At 66.0% G+C, this 16,194-nt stretch carries 13 protein-coding genes and 2 riboswitches; of the genes, 8 read left to right on the top strand and 5 right to left on the bottom strand.

All coding sequences use genetic code 11. The features are described from left to right. Positions 1–1,416 (bottom strand): PLP-dependent aminotransferase family protein (locus ARGLB_RS19710; protein WP_003805822.1); only part of this gene is annotated, 1,416 nt, incomplete at its 3' end. A 149-nt stretch (positions 1,417–1,565) separates the two neighbouring features. Continuing rightward, a riboswitch (glycine riboswitch) is annotated at positions 1,566–1,666 on the bottom strand. Positions 1,667–1,927: 261 nt separating this feature from the next. Continuing rightward, positions 1,928–2,025, top strand: a riboswitch (glycine riboswitch). Positions 2,026–2,173: 148 nt separating this feature from the next. On the opposite strand from ARGLB_RS19710, the gene cycA reads away from it, so the two are divergent. From cycA to ARGLB_RS19670, 8 genes are all read left to right on the top strand, one after another. Continuing rightward, a complete protein-coding gene (gene cycA / locus ARGLB_RS19705) occupies positions 2,174–3,664 on the top strand; it encodes a D-serine/D-alanine/glycine transporter (RefSeq protein WP_003805820.1) in 1,491 nt (496 codons plus the stop codon). Next, a complete protein-coding gene (gene purU, locus ARGLB_RS19700) occupies positions 3,661–4,563 on the top strand; it encodes a formyltetrahydrofolate deformylase (RefSeq protein ID WP_003805819.1) in 903 nt (300 codons plus the stop codon). Before cycA ends, purU begins: the two co-directional genes overlap by 4 nt. 31 nt (positions 4,564–4,594) lie before the next feature. Next, positions 4,595–5,404: a methylenetetrahydrofolate reductase gene (locus tag ARGLB_RS19695; RefSeq protein ID WP_003805818.1), complete on the top strand. Its 810-nt coding sequence runs from the start codon at positions 4,595–4,597 to the stop codon at positions 5,402–5,404. Positions 5,405–5,619: 215 nt separating this feature from the next. Beyond that, a complete protein-coding gene (locus tag ARGLB_RS19690) occupies positions 5,620–7,068 on the top strand; it encodes a GntP family permease (RefSeq protein WP_043419936.1) in 1,449 nt (482 codons plus the stop codon). Positions 7,069–7,123: 55 nt separating this feature from the next. Further along, positions 7,124–8,374: a CaiB/BaiF CoA transferase family protein gene (locus ARGLB_RS19685; protein WP_003805816.1), complete on the top strand. Its 1,251-nt coding sequence runs from the start codon at positions 7,124–7,126 to the stop codon at positions 8,372–8,374. Further along, a complete protein-coding gene (locus ARGLB_RS19680; protein WP_003805815.1) occupies positions 8,371–9,363 on the top strand; it encodes a hydroxymethylglutaryl-CoA lyase-like TIM-barrel protein in 993 nt (330 codons plus the stop codon). Before ARGLB_RS19685 ends, ARGLB_RS19680 begins: the two co-directional genes overlap by 4 nt. Positions 9,364–9,365: 2 nt before the next feature. Beyond that, positions 9,366–10,355, top strand: a complete 990-nt coding sequence (locus ARGLB_RS19675; protein WP_003805814.1) for a 2-hydroxyacid dehydrogenase — start codon at positions 9,366–9,368, stop codon at positions 10,353–10,355. After that, positions 10,352–11,353 (top strand): glycerate kinase, encoded by a 1,002-nt coding sequence (locus ARGLB_RS19670; protein ID WP_003805813.1) that lies wholly within the window; start codon positions 10,352–10,354, stop codon positions 11,351–11,353. The genes ARGLB_RS19675 and ARGLB_RS19670 overlap by 4 nt, the downstream gene beginning before the upstream one ends. Before the next feature lie 69 nt (positions 11,354–11,422). Here the strand turns inward: ARGLB_RS19670 and ARGLB_RS19665 are convergent, their stop codons facing one another. The 4 genes from ARGLB_RS19665 to ARGLB_RS19650 form a co-directional block, all read right to left on the bottom strand. Then, complete coding sequence (locus ARGLB_RS19665; protein ID WP_003805812.1) at positions 11,423–12,841, bottom strand: MFS transporter; 1,419 nt, start codon at positions 12,839–12,841, stop codon at positions 11,423–11,425. 163 nt (positions 12,842–13,004) lie between these two features. Then, complete coding sequence (locus ARGLB_RS19660) at positions 13,005–13,718, bottom strand: GntR family transcriptional regulator (protein ID WP_003805810.1); 714 nt, start codon at positions 13,716–13,718, stop codon at positions 13,005–13,007. Between the two features lie 53 nt (positions 13,719–13,771). Next, positions 13,772–14,725: a TAXI family TRAP transporter solute-binding subunit gene (locus ARGLB_RS19655; RefSeq protein WP_003805809.1), complete on the bottom strand. Its 954-nt coding sequence runs from the start codon at positions 14,723–14,725 to the stop codon at positions 13,772–13,774. Beyond that, on the bottom strand, positions 14,725–16,191 hold the full coding sequence (locus ARGLB_RS19650) for a sensor histidine kinase (RefSeq protein WP_003805808.1): 1,467 nt from the start codon (positions 16,189–16,191) through the stop codon (positions 14,725–14,727). The genes ARGLB_RS19655 and ARGLB_RS19650 overlap by 1 nt, the downstream gene beginning before the upstream one ends. Positions 16,192–16,194 lie beyond the last annotated feature (3 nt).

Below are 16,194 nucleotides of genomic sequence, written 5' to 3'. Positions count from 1 at the left end.
CTCGGAGCGGTGCGTGTTGAACACCGGGTGCTGCAGGTAGTCGGAGGTGCGCAGCACTGCCTCGGGAAGTTCAAAGCCCGCTGCGTCCCCTACCGGTCCGGCGCCGAAAGCGACGGCTACAGCGGAAAGTGTTGCCGCCGTCGTCGTCTCATCAATGGAGACGCCCACGGTGTCCGCGTCGATGAGGCGCAGGTTGATGCCGCGGGCCTCTGCCGCCGTGATGACCTTGGTGGCCTTGCCCGGCACGCGGACGGTGAGGGTATCGAAGAAGGAATCGCTGACGAGTTCGCGTCCTGCCGCCCTGAGCGCGGTGGCGAGGACACGGGCGTTGTTGTGAACGGTCTCGGCGATTGCCTTCAGGCCGTCGGGGCCGTGGTAGACGGCGTAGAAGGACGACACGATGGCCAGCAGCGCCTGCGCCGTGCAGATGTTGGACGTGGCCTTCTCGCGGCGGATGTGCTGCTCGCGGGTCTGCAGCGCCAGGCGGTAGGCGGAGGCGCCGGCGTTGTCCTTGGAGACGCCAACGATGCGGCCCGGAAGCGTGCGCTCCATGCCGGTGCGCACCGCCATGTAGGCAGCGTGCGGGCCGCCGAAGAACAGCGGCACCCCGAAGCGCTGGGCGGTTCCGACGGCGATGTCCGCACCCTGCTCGCCCGGAGGCGTGATCAGCGTCAGGGCAAGCAGGTCAGCGGCCACCGTGACCAGCGCGCCGCGCTCCTTGGCGGCGGCGATAACGCCGGACTGGTCCCACACGCGGCCCGAAACGCCGGGCTGCTGGAGGACGACGCCGTTGATGTCGCCGTCGGGAAGTCCCTGGGACAGGTCCGCAATTTCAATCTCGAAGCCGAGCGCTTCGGCCCGGCCCTGCACGATGGCGATGGTCTGGGGAAGGCAGTCGGCATCCAGAACGGTCTTGCCGTCGTTCTTCTTGTTGGCCCGGCGCATCAGCAGCACGGCCTCCGCCACGGCCGTGGCCTCATCCAGCAGGGAAGCGTTGGCGACCGGCAGCGCAGTCAGGTCCTGCACCATGGTCTGGAAGTTCAGCAGCGCTTCCAGCCGGCCCTGCGAGATCTCCGGCTGGTACGGGGTGTACGCGGTGTACCAGGCGGGGGCTTCGAGGACGTTGCGGCGGATCACCGGGGGAGTCACGGTGTCGTAGTAGCCCTGGCCGATCATCTGGACGGCGGTCTTGTTCTTGGCGGCCAGGCGGCGAAGCTCGGCCAAGACCTCAACTTCGCTCAATGCAGCGGTGAGCAGCAGGGGGTTCTCTTGGCGGATGGACGCCGGGACGGCGGTATCAACGAGGCCATCGACCGAGTCATAGCCGATGTTCTTGAGCATGGTGTCGATATCGGCCTGGCGGCGGGCGCCGATATGCCGGTCGGCAAAGGTTGATGGAAGCGATTGAATCGTCATGAGGAACTCCAGGTTTGGCCTGCCACGTGTGGCACGGCATGGTTTGGGTTCCTCCCCGCTCTGTATTGGACCTGAGAGATTCCGCGGACGTGGTTCTCCGCTTGCACCGTCGGTGAGCCAAACAAGGTTTGGCTGCTTTCCAGAGTTGCCTAGCCGCGGCGGTACGGGGGCCTGAGAGATTCCTGGGGAGGATTTGCTCCTACGGCGCCTGCCCGGTGAATGACTGGGAGGACTCTCCCGCCACGGTTCGAAAGGCTATGAAGATGTGGGTGATTCGGATCACAAGATACCGGACAATCCGGCCCAGACCAAATCGGAGCCATCCGTGGGTGTCCCCACGTTTCCCTCTGCGGCCCGGCAAGGCGGCCGGGCAAGCCGCCGTTTGACATTTCTTCGTGACCGAGACCACACTGAACCGGTGGCCGGCGGGGCTGCGCTGACCGGCATGTGCCGGCAAGACGGCCGCTGCCGGTACGCATACATTTTTTCTCGACATAATTGAAAATGCTTACGATCTGCGGCGGGAGAGCCCTGCCGGTACGTTCAGCAGGCGCCGTAGGAGCAAACCCTCCCCAGGAAACTCTCAGGCCCACGTACCGCCGCGGCGAGGCAACTCTGGAAAGCAGGCAGGCGCGTCCTGTCTCACCGACGGTGCAAGCGGAAGACCATGTCCGCGGAATCTCTCAGGTCCCATACAGAGCGGGGAGGAACCGAATCAGTGTGGCCATTCAGGGCCACTTGAACGATGGAGTTACTAATGACGATTCATCCTCCTGCCTCCGCGGCCGGTGAGGCTCCCCGCCTGGAGCGGCAGCTGAGCAACCGGCACATCCAGCTCATCGCCATCGGCGGCGCCATTGGCACGGGCCTGTTCATGGGCTCCGGCAAGACCATTTCCGCGGCCGGGCCGTCCGTGATCTTCGTATACATGATCATCGGCTTCATGCTGTTTTTCGTCATGCGGGCCATGGGCGAGCTGCTGCTGAGCAACCTGAACTACAAGTCCTTCAGCGATTTCGCCGCCGACCTGCTGGGCCCGTGGGCGGGGTTCTTCACGGGATGGACCTACTGGTTCTGCTGGGTGATTACCGGAATCGCGGACGTTATCGCCATCGCCGGCTACTCGAAGGAACTCTGGCCGGGACTGCCCCTCTGGATCCCGGGCCTGGCCACCGTTGCCATCCTGCTGCTGCTGAACCTCACCACAGTCAAGGCATTCGGTGAAACCGAATTCTGGTTCGCGCTGATCAAGATCATCGCCATCGCCGCGCTGATCGTCGTGGGCCTGTTCATGATCTTCACCGGTTTCCAGTCCGACGCCGGGCCCGCCACCTTTACGAACCTGTGGAGCCATGGCGGCTTCTTCCCCAACGAGTTCATGGGATTTGTGGCCGGTTTCCAGATCGCCGTGTTCGCCTTTGTGGGCATTGAACTGGTGGGCACCACGGCTGCGGAGGCCAAGAACCCGGAAAAGAACCTTCCCAAAGCCATCAACTCCATCCCGGTGCGCGTGCTGCTTTTCTACGTGGGTGCCCTCATCATCCTGATGTCCGTCACGCCGTGGACCCAGTTCGCCGCCGGCCACAGCCCGTTCATTGCGATGTTCTCGCTGGCCGGACTCGGGGCCGCCGCCACGGTGGTTAACCTCGTGGTGCTGACCTCGGCCATGTCCTCGGCCAACTCCGGCATCTACTCCACCTCGCGCATGGTCTACGGCCTGGCGCAGGAAGGCGACGCGCCGGCCGTCTTCGGCAGCCTGTCCCGCCGCAAGGTACCCAATAACGCCCTGTTCCTGTCCTGTGTACTGCTGCTCTCCGGAGTGGTGCTCATGTACGCGGGCCAGGACATCGGCAAGGCGTTCGACATGGTCACCACCGTTTCGGCTGTCTGCTTCGTCTTCGTCTGGTCGATCATCCTCGCCAGCTACATCGCCTTCCGACGCCGTCGCCCGCACCTGCACACCGCCTCCAGGTTCAAGATGCCTGGCGGCATCCCCATGGTGTGGGTGGTCTTCGCCTTCTTCGCCTTCGTGCTGTGGACCCTGACCACCCAGCCCGACACCCTGACCGCGCTGCTGGTCACACCCGTCTGGTTCGTCCTGCTCGGTGCGGCCTGGCTGGTTCTGCGCCGCCGGCCCGCGCACCTGGCCCGCTATGCAGCCTTCCAGGATGAACTGCAGTCCGAGGAGACCGCCGCCCGCGACCATGCGGGCCGGCGTCTCGAGGAGAAGGAGAGCGTCAAGGGATGATCAGGACAGAGGACAAGCCCTCATTGGCGGATCAGGCGCCCGGAGCCGGCGGGGAGTTTGTGCTGACCTTCCATTGCCCCGATTCCCTGGGAATCGTCCAGTCGGTGGCGGACTTTCTGCTCAAGCAGGAGTGCTACATCGTTGACCTCAAACAGTTCGGCGACCGGAACGCGGGGCACTTCTTCATGAGGGTCCACTTCGCCTCGACGGGTGACGCCGCCGCCGTCGAACAGCTCCGGGACCGCTTCGCGCCGCTGGCCGGACAATGGACCATGGACTGGCGCCTCGAGCGCCATGACCGCAAGCAGCGGATCCTGGTGATGGTGTCCAAATATGATCACTGCCTCAACGACCTGTTGGTCCGCGCCCGCAGCGGCGAACTGCCGGTCGAGATAGCGGCGGTGGTGTCCAACCACCCGGACCTCGAAGGGCTCGCGGCCTGGCACGGTGTCCCGTTCCACCACGTCCCCGTAACCCCGGAGTCCAAGGCAGAGGCGGAGGCCGGGCTCCTGGAACTGGTGGACGCGTATGAGGTTGAACTGGTGGTTCTGGCCCGTTACATGCAGGTCCTCAGCGACTCCGCCACCGCCCGGCTCACCGGCAAGGCCATCAATATCCACCATTCGTTCCTGCCAAGCTTCAAGGGCGCGAAGCCGTACCACCAGGCGCATGAGCGCGGAGTGAAGACAGTCGGCGCCACGGCCCATTACGTGAACTCAGAGCTTGACGAGGGGCCGATCATTGCGCAGCAGGTGATTGAGGTCGACCACACGTACACTCCCGCGGACCTGGTGTCCGTGGGCAAGGATGCGGAATGCAAGGCCCTGACGAATGCCGTGCGCTGGCATGCAGAAGGAAGAATCATCCTGTCGGGAAACCGCACGGTCATCCTCCGCTGACAAGCCCATCCAACCAGACCTGGAGTTGCTCATGACTAACCAAATGCCTTTGCGCCTGGAGATCATCCCCACGGACAGCATCATTCCCAAAGTCCAGGCCCACGTTCCGGCCGGATCAACGCTGACCGTGACGTGCCTGCCGCACCATGGGGTTGGGACCACGGTGCGGGCCTCGGTTCAGCTTGCCCAGCTTGGCTACAAGGTGATTCCCCATCTCGCCGCACGAAGCATCGAAAGCCGGGTCCAGCTGGCGGGCATGCTCCGCGACTGCGAGGCTGCGGGGATCACTGAAGTTTTCGCGATCGGGGGCGACGCACCGGAGGCTGCCGGTCCCTACGGCACCAGCAGCCGCCTCATGGAGGACATTGCCGACCTGACCGGCGGGACCATGGCCATCGGCGTCGCCGGCTATCCGGAAGGCCACCCAAAACACAACGAGCTGACGATGCTCGACGCACTGCTGGAGAAACAGCATCTGGCCTCGAACGTGGTGACGCAGATGTGCTTCTCGGCACCCAGGATCGGCTGGTACGCCGAACTGCTGCGCCGCGAAGGTGTTGACCTTCCAGTCTGGGCGGGAGTGGCCGGGGCCGTCCCGCGGGCCAAGCTCGTTTCGCTGGCAGCCAAGATCGGGGTAGGGCCCTCGCTGAAGTTCCTGAGCCGCAAGGGGCCCCTCGCCCGCAGGCTCCTGAACGCCGGCAGCTATTCATCCCGGTTCCTGGTTTCCGAACTGGCCGCCATGGAACCTGCTCTTGCGGGCATCCACCTCTACACGTTCAACAACGTGGAAACCCAGCCGGCCACGAACTGGAGGGCAGGGGAAGGCGCGAAGGCTTCCTGAGCTAAATCCGTACCCATAGCGCGAACGTACAGTTGCGGCCCCTTTTCCGCCGGGAAATGGGGCCACAACTGTACGTTCGCGCTTTTTCTTGCCCGAAACATCTTGCATTGTGAGCTGAAACCCATAATATGGGAACAGTGAATGTGTCGCTCCTCACGACCGACCCCTGCTCCCAAGCCTTCAGTGCGGAAGGCCCAACGATCGGATTCCCCCACATGCAAGACATCGCTGTCCTGATCAACACAGCCGTCGCGGTTCTCGCCGCCGTGCTGCTGATTGTCCGTTTCAGAGTCAACCCGGTTATCGCCCTGGTGGTCAGCTCTGTGTACCTCGGCCTCGCCGTCGGCCTCGGCGTCGAAAAGACCGTCAAAACCATCACCGCCGGATTCGGCGACATCATGGTGGACGTCGGCCTGCTCATCGCCTTCGGCGTCCTCATGGGCTCCATCCTCAACCAGAGCGGGGCCATCCGGCGCCTCGTGGAGCATCTGCTGAACACGTTCGGGCCCAAGCGCCTGCCGTACACCATGGGCCTGGCCATCGGAACGGTGCTTCAGTCCATCTTCCTGGACGTCCTGCTCGTCATCTCCGCCCCGCTCGCCCGCAAGCTGGCACCCAAAATCGGCAAACTCGGCACGGCACGCATGGCCACCGCCATGGCCATCGCCCTTGAATGCGGCATCGTCTTCACGGTTCCCGGCGTCGCGTCCCTTGCCCTGGCAGGCCTCCTGAACGTGCCGCTCGGCAAAATGATGCTCTTCGGCCTGCTGCTGGTCATCCCCACCATCATCATCGCCATCGCCATCATGACGTTCCTCTTCCGCCGCGGCTTCTGGAACGAAGCCAAGGATGAGGACCACACCTTCGTCGCCGAGGAGGACCGTGAGGGTGAAGAGGAAGAGTACGACGGCGGTGCTGGCCGCCCCGTTGCCGCCGGCACCGCCGCCAGGGGGCCCGGAACCAACGGAACCGCCGCCCAGGTCACTGGTAGCGTCGCCGTCGCCGAACGCGAACCCAAGCAGTTCCCGCTGATCGTCCTGTTTGCACCCCTCCTGACCTCGCTGCTCCTCATCGGCGCGGGAGCCATCCTGCAGATCCTGAAGATCGACCTGCCCTGGCTGCAGCTCCTGGGCGAACCGGTCATCGCCCTGCTGATTGGCCTGATCGGCACCTGCCTCGTCACCCGCTCCGCCATCGGGCAGAAGCGCGTCGAGGAGGCCATCGCCGTCGGCTTCAAGGAAAGCGGCCAGATCCTGATCCTGACCGGCGTGGGCGGCTCACTCGCCGCAACCGTCGCAGCAGCAGGCCTCGGCCACATCCTCGGCGGCTTCTTCTCCGCAAGCACCGTTGCCCCGCTCTTGGTGGTCTGGGCCATCGCCGCCGTGCTGCACATCGCCGTCGGCTCCGTCACGCTCTCCGCCATCACCGCCGCAGGCCTGCTGGCCCCGATCGCACCCGTCATCGGACTGGACCCCGTGCTGCTGGCGCTGTCGGCCGGCGCCGGATCACTGTTCATGGTCCACGTCACCAGCAACACCTTCTGGCTCCTGCAGTCTCTCCTCGGCCAAAGCGTGCGGGGTGCACTGAAATCGGTGACCGTCGGGGTTTCGGTGGCCTCCGTCGTCGCCATCCTGCTGATCCTGCCCATGAGCCTGCTGTTCTAATCGAACCCGAGACCCTGTGCGTTCCCGGCCTACGCCAACGAAAGAAGAAGACACCATGACACCACCACGCATCGCGCCCCTGGAAGGCATCCGCGTCCTGGAACTCGGAAACTACATCGCCGCACCGACGGCTGGAAGGCTCCTTGCAGACTTCGGCGCCGAGGTCATCAAGGTGGAGCGGCCGGGAACCGGTGACGAGCTGCGCAACTGGCGCCTGCACAAGGGCGACACCTCCATGCTGTACCGGACCATCAACCGCAACAAGAAGTCCGTGGTGCTGGACCTGCGGACCGAGGCCGGAAAGCAGGCGGTGCTGAAGCTCGCCGCCAAGTCGGACATCCTGCTGGAAAACTTCCGTCCGGGCACGCTGGAGAAGTGGGGCCTCGGGCCGGAGGTCCTCAATCAGGCCAACCCGGACCTCATCATCACGCGGATCTCAGCCTTCGGGCAGACAGGCCCGCTGTCCCAGCGTCCGGGCTTCGCCGCCGTCGCCGAAGCGTACGGGGGGTTCCGGAACCTAGTCGGCGACCCGGACCGCGCACCTGTCCGGGTGGGCGTTTCGATCGGGGACTCGATCGCCGGACTCTATGCCGCCTTCGGGTCCATGATGAGCCTGTACCAAAGGGAAGCACGACGGCGGGACACGGCCGGCGCTGTGCCGCTCACCGAGCGGATCATCGACGTGGCGCTCAACGAGGCCATGTTCTCCATGATGGAATCCCTGATCCCCGACTACCAGGCGTACGGAGTTGACCGGCAGCGTGTGGGTGGCCGAATGGAGGGGATTGCGCCTTCAAATGCCTACATCTGCAGGGACGGCGCCAGCATCGTGGTCGCCGGCAACGGGGACTCCATCTACCAGCGGTACATGCAGACCATCGGCCGCCCCGACCTGGCAGAGGACCCTGCGCTGCAGAGCAACGCCGGCCGGTGGTCCCGGCGCGAGGAACTGGACCAGGCCATCGGTGCCTGGACCGCGGAACTGGATGCCGCCGACGCCCTGGCAGCCCTGGACGCTGCCGGCGTCCCGGCGGGCCCCATCTACACAGCGGCGGACATCAGCACCGACAGCCAGTACGCTGCCCGCAACATGGTCCAGAAATTCGACGTCTCCACCGGCGAGGAGATCCTGCCCGGCGTCGGATTCCCGGGCATTGTTCCGGTGATCGGCGGCGAATCGCTCCCCATCCGGAACCTCGGCCCGGACCTGGGCGAAAACACGGCAGAAATCCTCGCCGGGCTCCTCGGCATGGACCCGGCAGAGATCAGCGCGGCATCGGGCCGCGAGGAGGCACTCCAGGCATGAACCAGCACGGAAACACGCTCGCCTCGACCCTGTCCGGCGCCATCCTGCGCGATGTCACGCTGCGGGACGGGCTGCAGCTCACCGGGAAAGTCCTGTCCACCGAACGGAAGCTGGAGACGGTCCGGGAATTGCTCCGCCTCGGCGTCCCGGCCATCGAGCTGGGCTCCATGGCCCGTCCGGACCTGGTCCCCACCATGGCCAACACGCTGGAGGTGGTCCAGAACCTCACGCCCGAAGAGCTGGAGCGATGCTGGATCTGGGTGGCCACCCCCGGCCACGTAGCCAAGGCCGCGGCCGCCGGTGCCCGCAACTTCCAGTACTGCCTCTCGGCGTCGGACTCGCACAACAAGGCGAACATCGGCCGCACCACTGACGAAAGCCTCGCTGCCCTGCCCCAGGCCGTGGAGTACGCGCAGGCGGTCAACGGGCAGATCCAGCTCTGCATCGCCACGTCCTTCACCTGCCCGTTCGAGGGAACCGTGCCTGAGGAGCGGGTCCTGGCGATCGCCAACGACCCCCGTGCTGAGGGAACCACGGACATCGTCCTCTGCGACACGCTGGGCCAGGCCATCCCCGCCCAGGTGTCGGGCCTCATCCAGCGGGTCCGGACGGAATCCCCGGCGCGCCGGATCGTCTACCACGGGCACGACACCTGGGGCCTGGGCGTGGCCAACACCCTCGCCGCGATCCAGGCAGGAGCCGCCATGGTGGACGGCGCGCTTGGCGGACTTGGCGGCTGCCCCTTCGCTCCGGGGGCCAGCGGCAACACCTCCAGTGAAGACATCCTGTTCGCCACCCGGCCCGGCTGGGTGACTCCGGGAACTTTCGCGGACCTCGTTGTCCTGTCCGAGAAGCTGCTCGCCGAACTGGGCGAACCCAACCGCTCCAAGGCGGCACAGGGTGCCCGGTCCAAAGCCCCGGCGTTCGGCTGGGTGATCCCGTCGGACAGTCCCGCTTCCGCGACATCCTGCGCGACGGGAGGTGAGTAGGCGTGGGCAGCAGCTTCCTGGTCACCACCGCCATCCCGGACCCCGGGCTGCAGCTACTTTCCGATGCCGGGACGGTCACCGTGCTGCCGTCACCTCCCGACTATGAAACGCTGGCGGCGCTGTGCGCCTCGGGAGAGTACGACGTCGTCCTCACCCAGCTGCGCGACGTCGTCGACGCCCCGTTGTTGGGCAGCGCGCGGGTGAAGGGTGTGTCCAACTTCGCGGTCGGCTACAACAACATCGACGTGGACGCCGCCACCCGCCACGGCATCCTGGTGGGCAACACCCCCGGGGTGCTGACGGATGCGACGGCGGACATCGCCATGCTGCTCATCCTCGGCACCGCCCGCCGCGTGGTGGAAGCGGACCGGCTGGTCCGCGATGGAGAATTCCACGGCTGGGAACCCGAGCTGCTGCTTGGCCGGGACGTTTCGGGCGCGGTGCTTGGCCTGGCCGGGTTCGGACGGATCGCCCGCGCCACCGCCCGCCGCGCCCTGGGCTTCGGGATGGAAATCCTCTTCGCGCCGCGGCCTCCCGGGCACCGGCTGGTCAGTGACGAGGAGCTGGGCGAATTCGCGGGGAAGGTGCGGCAGGTTTTCTGGGATGAGCTGGTGGAACGCAGCGACTTCCTGTCCCTGCACGTCCCGCTCAATGAGCAGACCAGGCACCTGGTGGACCGGGCGGTGCTCGAGCGGATGAAGCCCGATGCCATTCTGATCAACACCGCCCGCGGCCCGGTGGTGGACGAAGCCGCCCTGGTCGAGGCGCTCCGGGACCGGGTCATCGCCGGTGCCGGGTTGGACGTGTTCGAGGACGAGCCGCGGCTCGCACCCGGACTCGCCGAGCTGCCCAACACCGTGCTGCTGCCGCACGTGGGCAGTGCCACCGTCCCGGTCCGCAGCGAGATGGCCCGCCTCAGCGCGCTGAACGCCGTCGCGATCGCCGAGGGACGCACCCCGCCGCACGCCGTCAACACCCTCACCGGCACATGACCGTCCTGGTTGCCCCGGACAGCTTCAAGGGGACGTACGCGGCAGCGGACGTGGCCGCGGCCATCGCCGCCGGCATCCGTGACGCAGGCGGGACGGCGACGGAACTGCCCGTCGCCGACGGCGGGGAGGGAACGTTCGACGCGCTGTGCAGCAGCCTGCAGGCGTCGGCTGTTTCCGTCGTCGCGCAGAACCCCTGGGGTGAGCCGCTCGCGGCGGCCATCGGGCTGGCAGCGGACGGAACCGCCGTCGTCGAGCTTGCGCAGGCCAGCGGCCTGACGGTGCCGAGCAGCGGACCGCGTGATGCGGTGTCGGCCAGCACCTACGGCACGGGCATGATGGTTTCCGCCGCGGTGGACGCCGGCGCCACGCACGTCATGGTGGCAGCGGGCGGCTCCGCCACCACCGACGGGGGTGCCGGTGCCGTCCAGGCGATCAATGACGGCGGCGGCCTCCGGGGTGCCCGGCTCACTGTGCTCTCCGATGTCACGTCGACTTTCCTGGAGGCGCCGCGGATTTTCGGGCCGCAGAAGGGCGCCGGCCCTGCCGAGATCGGACTGCTGGAACAGCGGCTCAGGCAACTCGCGGAGTCGTATCCCCGCAACCCCGTTGGCGTGCCGCGCACCGGCGCGGCGGGCGGCCTGTCCGGCGGATTGTGGGCCCACTTCGGCGCCGAGCTGGTGTCAGGGGCCGACGCCGTCCTGGATGCCGCGCACTTCGACCGGTACTTGGCTGCCGCGGACGCCATCGTGGTGGGTGAGGGGCGGCTCGATTCGCAGACCGGGGAAGGCAAGATCATCTCGGCCATCCTGGAAAGGGTTCGCAGATCGGGGCGGACCATCCCCGTGGTGGCCGTGGTGGGGTCCGTCGCGGCGGACCTCGGCGGGTACGCCCGGAACTTCAGCGAACTACTCGTGGCCTCCGACGCCGCGGCGATGTACGCGGCGGGGAAGTCGCTGGCCTGGTACTCCAGAGCTGAAGCGGGACGACTTAAGGGTTGAAGTGCGGACACGAGGGGAAGGGCCCCGTTCGTTAGAACGGTGCCCTTCCCCTCGGGTGAAGCAGTACCTTTACGGACGGCGCCTCGCTGCGTCCCGTGCCTGGGGGGCGCTGACCACCACGGCGGCGTAAGCAGGTTCCTGGGAGGGAGCGCCGTCAGCCGGCTGCAGGTCCGCTTCGAGGGTGGAGTTCTTGGAGGGGTCCTTGACCATGATGGCGGCGACGAGTGTAAGTGCGATGCAGGCTGTGACGTACCAGAAGAATGTTGATTCGACGCCGGCCTGCTTCAGGGCGAGGGCGATGGGTTCGGCCGTGCCTCCGAACGTTGCTGCCACCAGGGCATGCGGGAGGCCGACGCCCAGTGCACGCACTCGGGTGGGGAACATTTCTGCTTTGACGATGGCGGCGCAGGCGGTGTAGCCGGACACGAAGACCAGGCCGAGCATCATCATCCCGAATGCTGCGAAAACGTTGGTTGTCTCGGCGAGCAGGGTCAGGATGGGCACGGTAACAATGGTGCCGCCGATGGAGAAGAAGAGCATGATCTTCCGCCGCCCGATGCGGTCGGACAGGCCGCCGGCGATGGGCTGCAGGAACATGAAGAGCAGCAGTGCAACGAAGCTGATGACGGAGGCGTCTTCCTTGGCGATGCCCGAGGTGTTGACCATGTATTTCTGCATGTACGTCGTGTACACATAGAACGACACGGTACCGCCGATGGCGAGGGCGAAGACGGCTGCGAGCTGCTTCGGGTACTGCATGAGAGCCCTCAACGACCCGACCGGCTTGGTCCCGTTCTCCAGTCCTGCCGCTTCGCGTGCCTTCTCCATCTTGTAGTGTTCGGATTCATCCATGGTGCGCCGGAGGATCATGACGCCAAGGCCGGCGACAGCGCCGATGATGAACGGTACCCGCCAGCCCCATTCGCCCATCTGTTCGGGGGTCAGGAGGCGCTGCAGCAGGATCATGACCAGGAGCGCGGAGAGCTGGCCGATGATGATGGAGACGTACTGGAAGCTGGAGAAGAATCCGCGCTTACCGGGGGTAGCGACCTCGGACAGGTAGGTCGCGCTGGACCCGAACTCCCCGCCGACGCTGAGGCCCTGCAGGAGGCGGGCGATGACGAGGATGACCGGGGCCATCATGCCGATCGTGTCAAAGGAGGGCGTGAGGCCGATGGCCAGCGATCCTGCACTCATGAGCAGTACCGAAACTGCGAGGGCGTTGCGGCGGCCGTGCCGGTCGGCGTACATGCCCAGCAGCCAGCCGCCCAGAGGCCGCATCAGGAAGCCGACGGCGAAGACGGCGGCCGTCGACAGCAGCTGCACTGTCGCGTTTCCGGCGGGGAAGAATTCGGCGGCGAAGTAGATGCTGAAGGATGCGTAGACGAACCAGTCGTACCATTCGATCAGGTTGCCCAGGCATCCCTTGACCACATTGCTGACGACCCGGGGCTTCGCCGCCGGGATCGAGGCTTGCTGCATGCTCATTTGAACTCCTTTGTTCTTGGCCGATGCCACCGGCGTTCTGCTGCGGTTGGCATCCTGGTCGGGTTGTGCGCCCGTGAACTAGTTCAAATGTGTCTCACATCACCGCGTTCGGAAATGGAAACGGCGAATTCTTAGGACTCCCTTAAGGTTGTTGTGACCCCGCCTACACCCGGGCAAGCCCTTGGGCCTGGTCGGGCGCCTCATCGGACCCTTCGGAAGCAGCCACCCGCTCGTCGAAGTGGGCGGCGAGCAGCTCCCCTGAGTGCATGATGTGCTCTTCCATTTCCTGCCGCGCCGTAGCGGCGTCCTTGGAACGGATAGCCTCGAGCAGTTTGGAGTGGTCATCCACGGTGGCCTGGGGCCAGCCCTGGATGTTCGAGTAGAAGCGCCGCGGCACGTAGCGGGTAACCAGGCCCATCACCCAGATGATTTTGCGGGAGTCGGCCAGCATGTTTATCTCGCGGTGGAAGGCATGGTTCTTCTCCTCAAGGAGCACCTCGTCGTGCCTGGCCGCGGCGGCAATGAGTTCGTGGTGCAGGGCCTCAAGCTCGGCGATGTCGCCCTCGGACGCGTTCAGGGTTGCCCGGGCGGCCAGTTCACCGCCGATGAGGGCCTGGACCCGGAAAATATCCCGGATGTCCTTCCCGGTCAGCGGCGCCACCTGGAATCCCTTGCGGGGAACCAGTTCCAGGAAGCCCTCAACGCGGAGGGACTGCAGGGCTTCCCTGACGGGGGTAGTGGAGATTTGCAGGGCTTCACCCAGCACCTCGGGACGAACCTGTGCACCGGGGCGGAGGCTGCCGGACATGATCAGGGCGCGGATGTAGGAGGATGCTTCGTCGCTCAGTTGCGGACGAACTCGTTTGCGCTCAGTCATGGTTCTTTCTTTCTCTGGTCCTGTACATCCAAATTACGGCATCCGTGCCGGGGCTACCTGTGGTGGCGGCGGTATGCCGCGGCGGCCCCGGGGTGGAGGGGTACGCCGGATGTGTAGATCAGGGACCTGGTGTCGAGATACTGGACGCCCAGGGTGCCTGGGGGAACCAGCTCGGAGGATCTGTCGATCAGGACATCAACGATCCGGCCCACGACTTCATCCGGGAGGTCGGCCCGGGCCAGCAGGAGGCTGGCGATGCCGATGGACCCGATCTCTTCACTCGCCCCGTAGAGGCCCACGGGCAACCTGACCTGCTGGTACACCGGACCGTATTTGGCCTGCAGGGCAGGCAGGTAGCGTGAAAGATCGATCAGGCGTATCCCCTGGGCCGGACCACGTCCGCCGCTGGCATCCATCTCAGGGTGCGGGACGCCGCCGGCGAACAGGGCAGCCTCCACTTCCCCGCTTGCGAGGGCGTCCAGGATTGCCGTCACGGGAACGGCCCGGACCTGTACATCGACTTCGGTGAGACCGGCGGCCTTCAGCAGCAGCCCTCCTGCCCTGGTGGTCGCGGAGCTTGCGCCTAGGCTGATGGTGCGGCCGCGCAGGTCAGCAAGTGTCCGGACCGGGGAATCGGCCGGGACCGCGAACTGGAGATAGTTCAGGTAGACGCGGCCGACCGCCCGCAGGTTGTCCCGTTCTGTGGCGGCGACGTCTGCTAAAGCAAGGGCCAGGTCCAGCCGCCCTGCCATGATGTCCGGTACATTCTCGACGGAGCCCCCGGTTATGAGCGGGTTCAGGGTGAACCCGGTGTTGGCCCGGGCTACGGCCGCGGTCAGTGATTGCCCGAAGTCGAAGAAGAAGCCGCGGTTTTCGGCGGTGCCCAGGCTGTACGTACGCGCATCCTGCCGGCACCCGCCGAGCGAAATGCCCGCGGCGACCGTCGCGATGCCGGCGAGGAGCCGCCGTCGGGACAGCAGGGGGTCCGTGTGGAAGGGGGCGGCCATCAGCCGGCCTCCTCGGGCGCGGGGGCGGCGAACGACATCACGACTGTCAGGCCGCCGCCCGGAGTTTCCCGGAGCAGCAGCTCGCCGCCGTTGCTTTCCACCAGGGCCTCCACGATGGACAGACCCAGGCCTGTGCCGTCGGGGCGGTTACCGTCTCTGGGCGTACCTTCGCGGGGACTGCCGCGGTAGAACCTCCGGGTGACCAGTTCCAGCTCTCCGTCAGCCACGCCCGCGCCGTCGTCGGCTACGGTGACCACGGTCCGCCGGCCGGTTTCAGGGTCCCGGCCTGTGCCCGCGCCGACTGAAATGCGCACGGTGGTGCCCGGACCGGCGTATTTGCAGGTGTTGTCCAACAGCACGTCCAGGATTTGTTCCAGATCGCCGGTCCCGATGTGTGCCTCCAGCCCGGCGGGATCGTCGTCCACGAGGATGATGACGCCGGATTCGGCGGCGGTGTCGTGCCAGAAACCGGCCCGTTCGACGGCGGCGAGGTACGGCACACAGGTGTGGTCGCCATCGCTGCCGCCGGCCCGTGGCGCTTCGGCAACCGACAGGGCCAGCAGGTCACCGAGGATCTCCTCAAGCCGGATGGCCTCGCCCATGGCGCGTTCGTGGCTTTTCTTGCCGTCTTCCATCACCCTCGGCCCGAGTGTTTCCAGCCTCAGCTGCAACGCTGCAAGCGGGTTCCGGAGTTGGTGGGCTGTGTCCGCCACCAGCCGCCGCTGGGCATCCGCAGACGTGTGGACTGCGCTGTCCATCGTCTCGAAGGCGGCCGAGAGAGTCCGCAATTCAGGCGGGCCCGTCCTGCCTGCCGCTGAGGGGGCATCCGAGGTTCCGCCGCCAAGGGCAACAAAGGGGAGACTTTTCGTTAGCCGTTGCATGCGCGTGCTGACTTCTTCAAGTGGCCGAAGCACCCACCTGCTCACCGATAGCGCGAGGACGCCAAATCCGATCACGGCGGCCAGCGAGCCTGCTGTGATGATTACCCACGCCAGCAGGATGTCTTCACGTGCGGATGCGGTAGATGCAACGATCACCACGGCCCCGTTGACCTGCGCACCTGTGCCAATCGGTTTGGTAAAGACCACGGTGCCCGGGCTCCACGGGGTCAACAGCTCCACCGCGGATGACCGTTCGTTCCTTAGGGCACGGCCGATGGCGGACGAGACCGAGGGCTCGTCGAGGTTGGTTCCCACAGCGCGCGGCGCTGCACCCCTGGTGGAGACCACAGCCAGGGCTTCCCCGTACAGGCTGTAGTAAGCGCCGGCTTCTTCAAAGAGGAGCCCGGGGTTTCCATTCCTGGCATAGCCGTCTGCGAGGTCCGCGAAGCGCTGGAGGTCAGCGTCCCTGCTGAGGACGAATTCGCGGGTCCGCGCATCAGCCGTGGACGCTGCCAGCGGGAAGGCAAAGGCCGCCACGACGACGGCACCCAGGATCGCCAGGACCAGGAGGAGACGGCTGCGCAAGCG

The organism is Arthrobacter globiformis NBRC 12137, assembly GCF_000238915.1.
GTDB classification, from domain to species: Bacteria; Actinomycetota; Actinomycetes; order Actinomycetales; family Micrococcaceae; genus Arthrobacter; species Arthrobacter globiformis.
The sequence above is the reverse complement of the archived record's forward strand: the minus strand, read 5'-3'. Positions and strand labels throughout refer to the sequence as shown.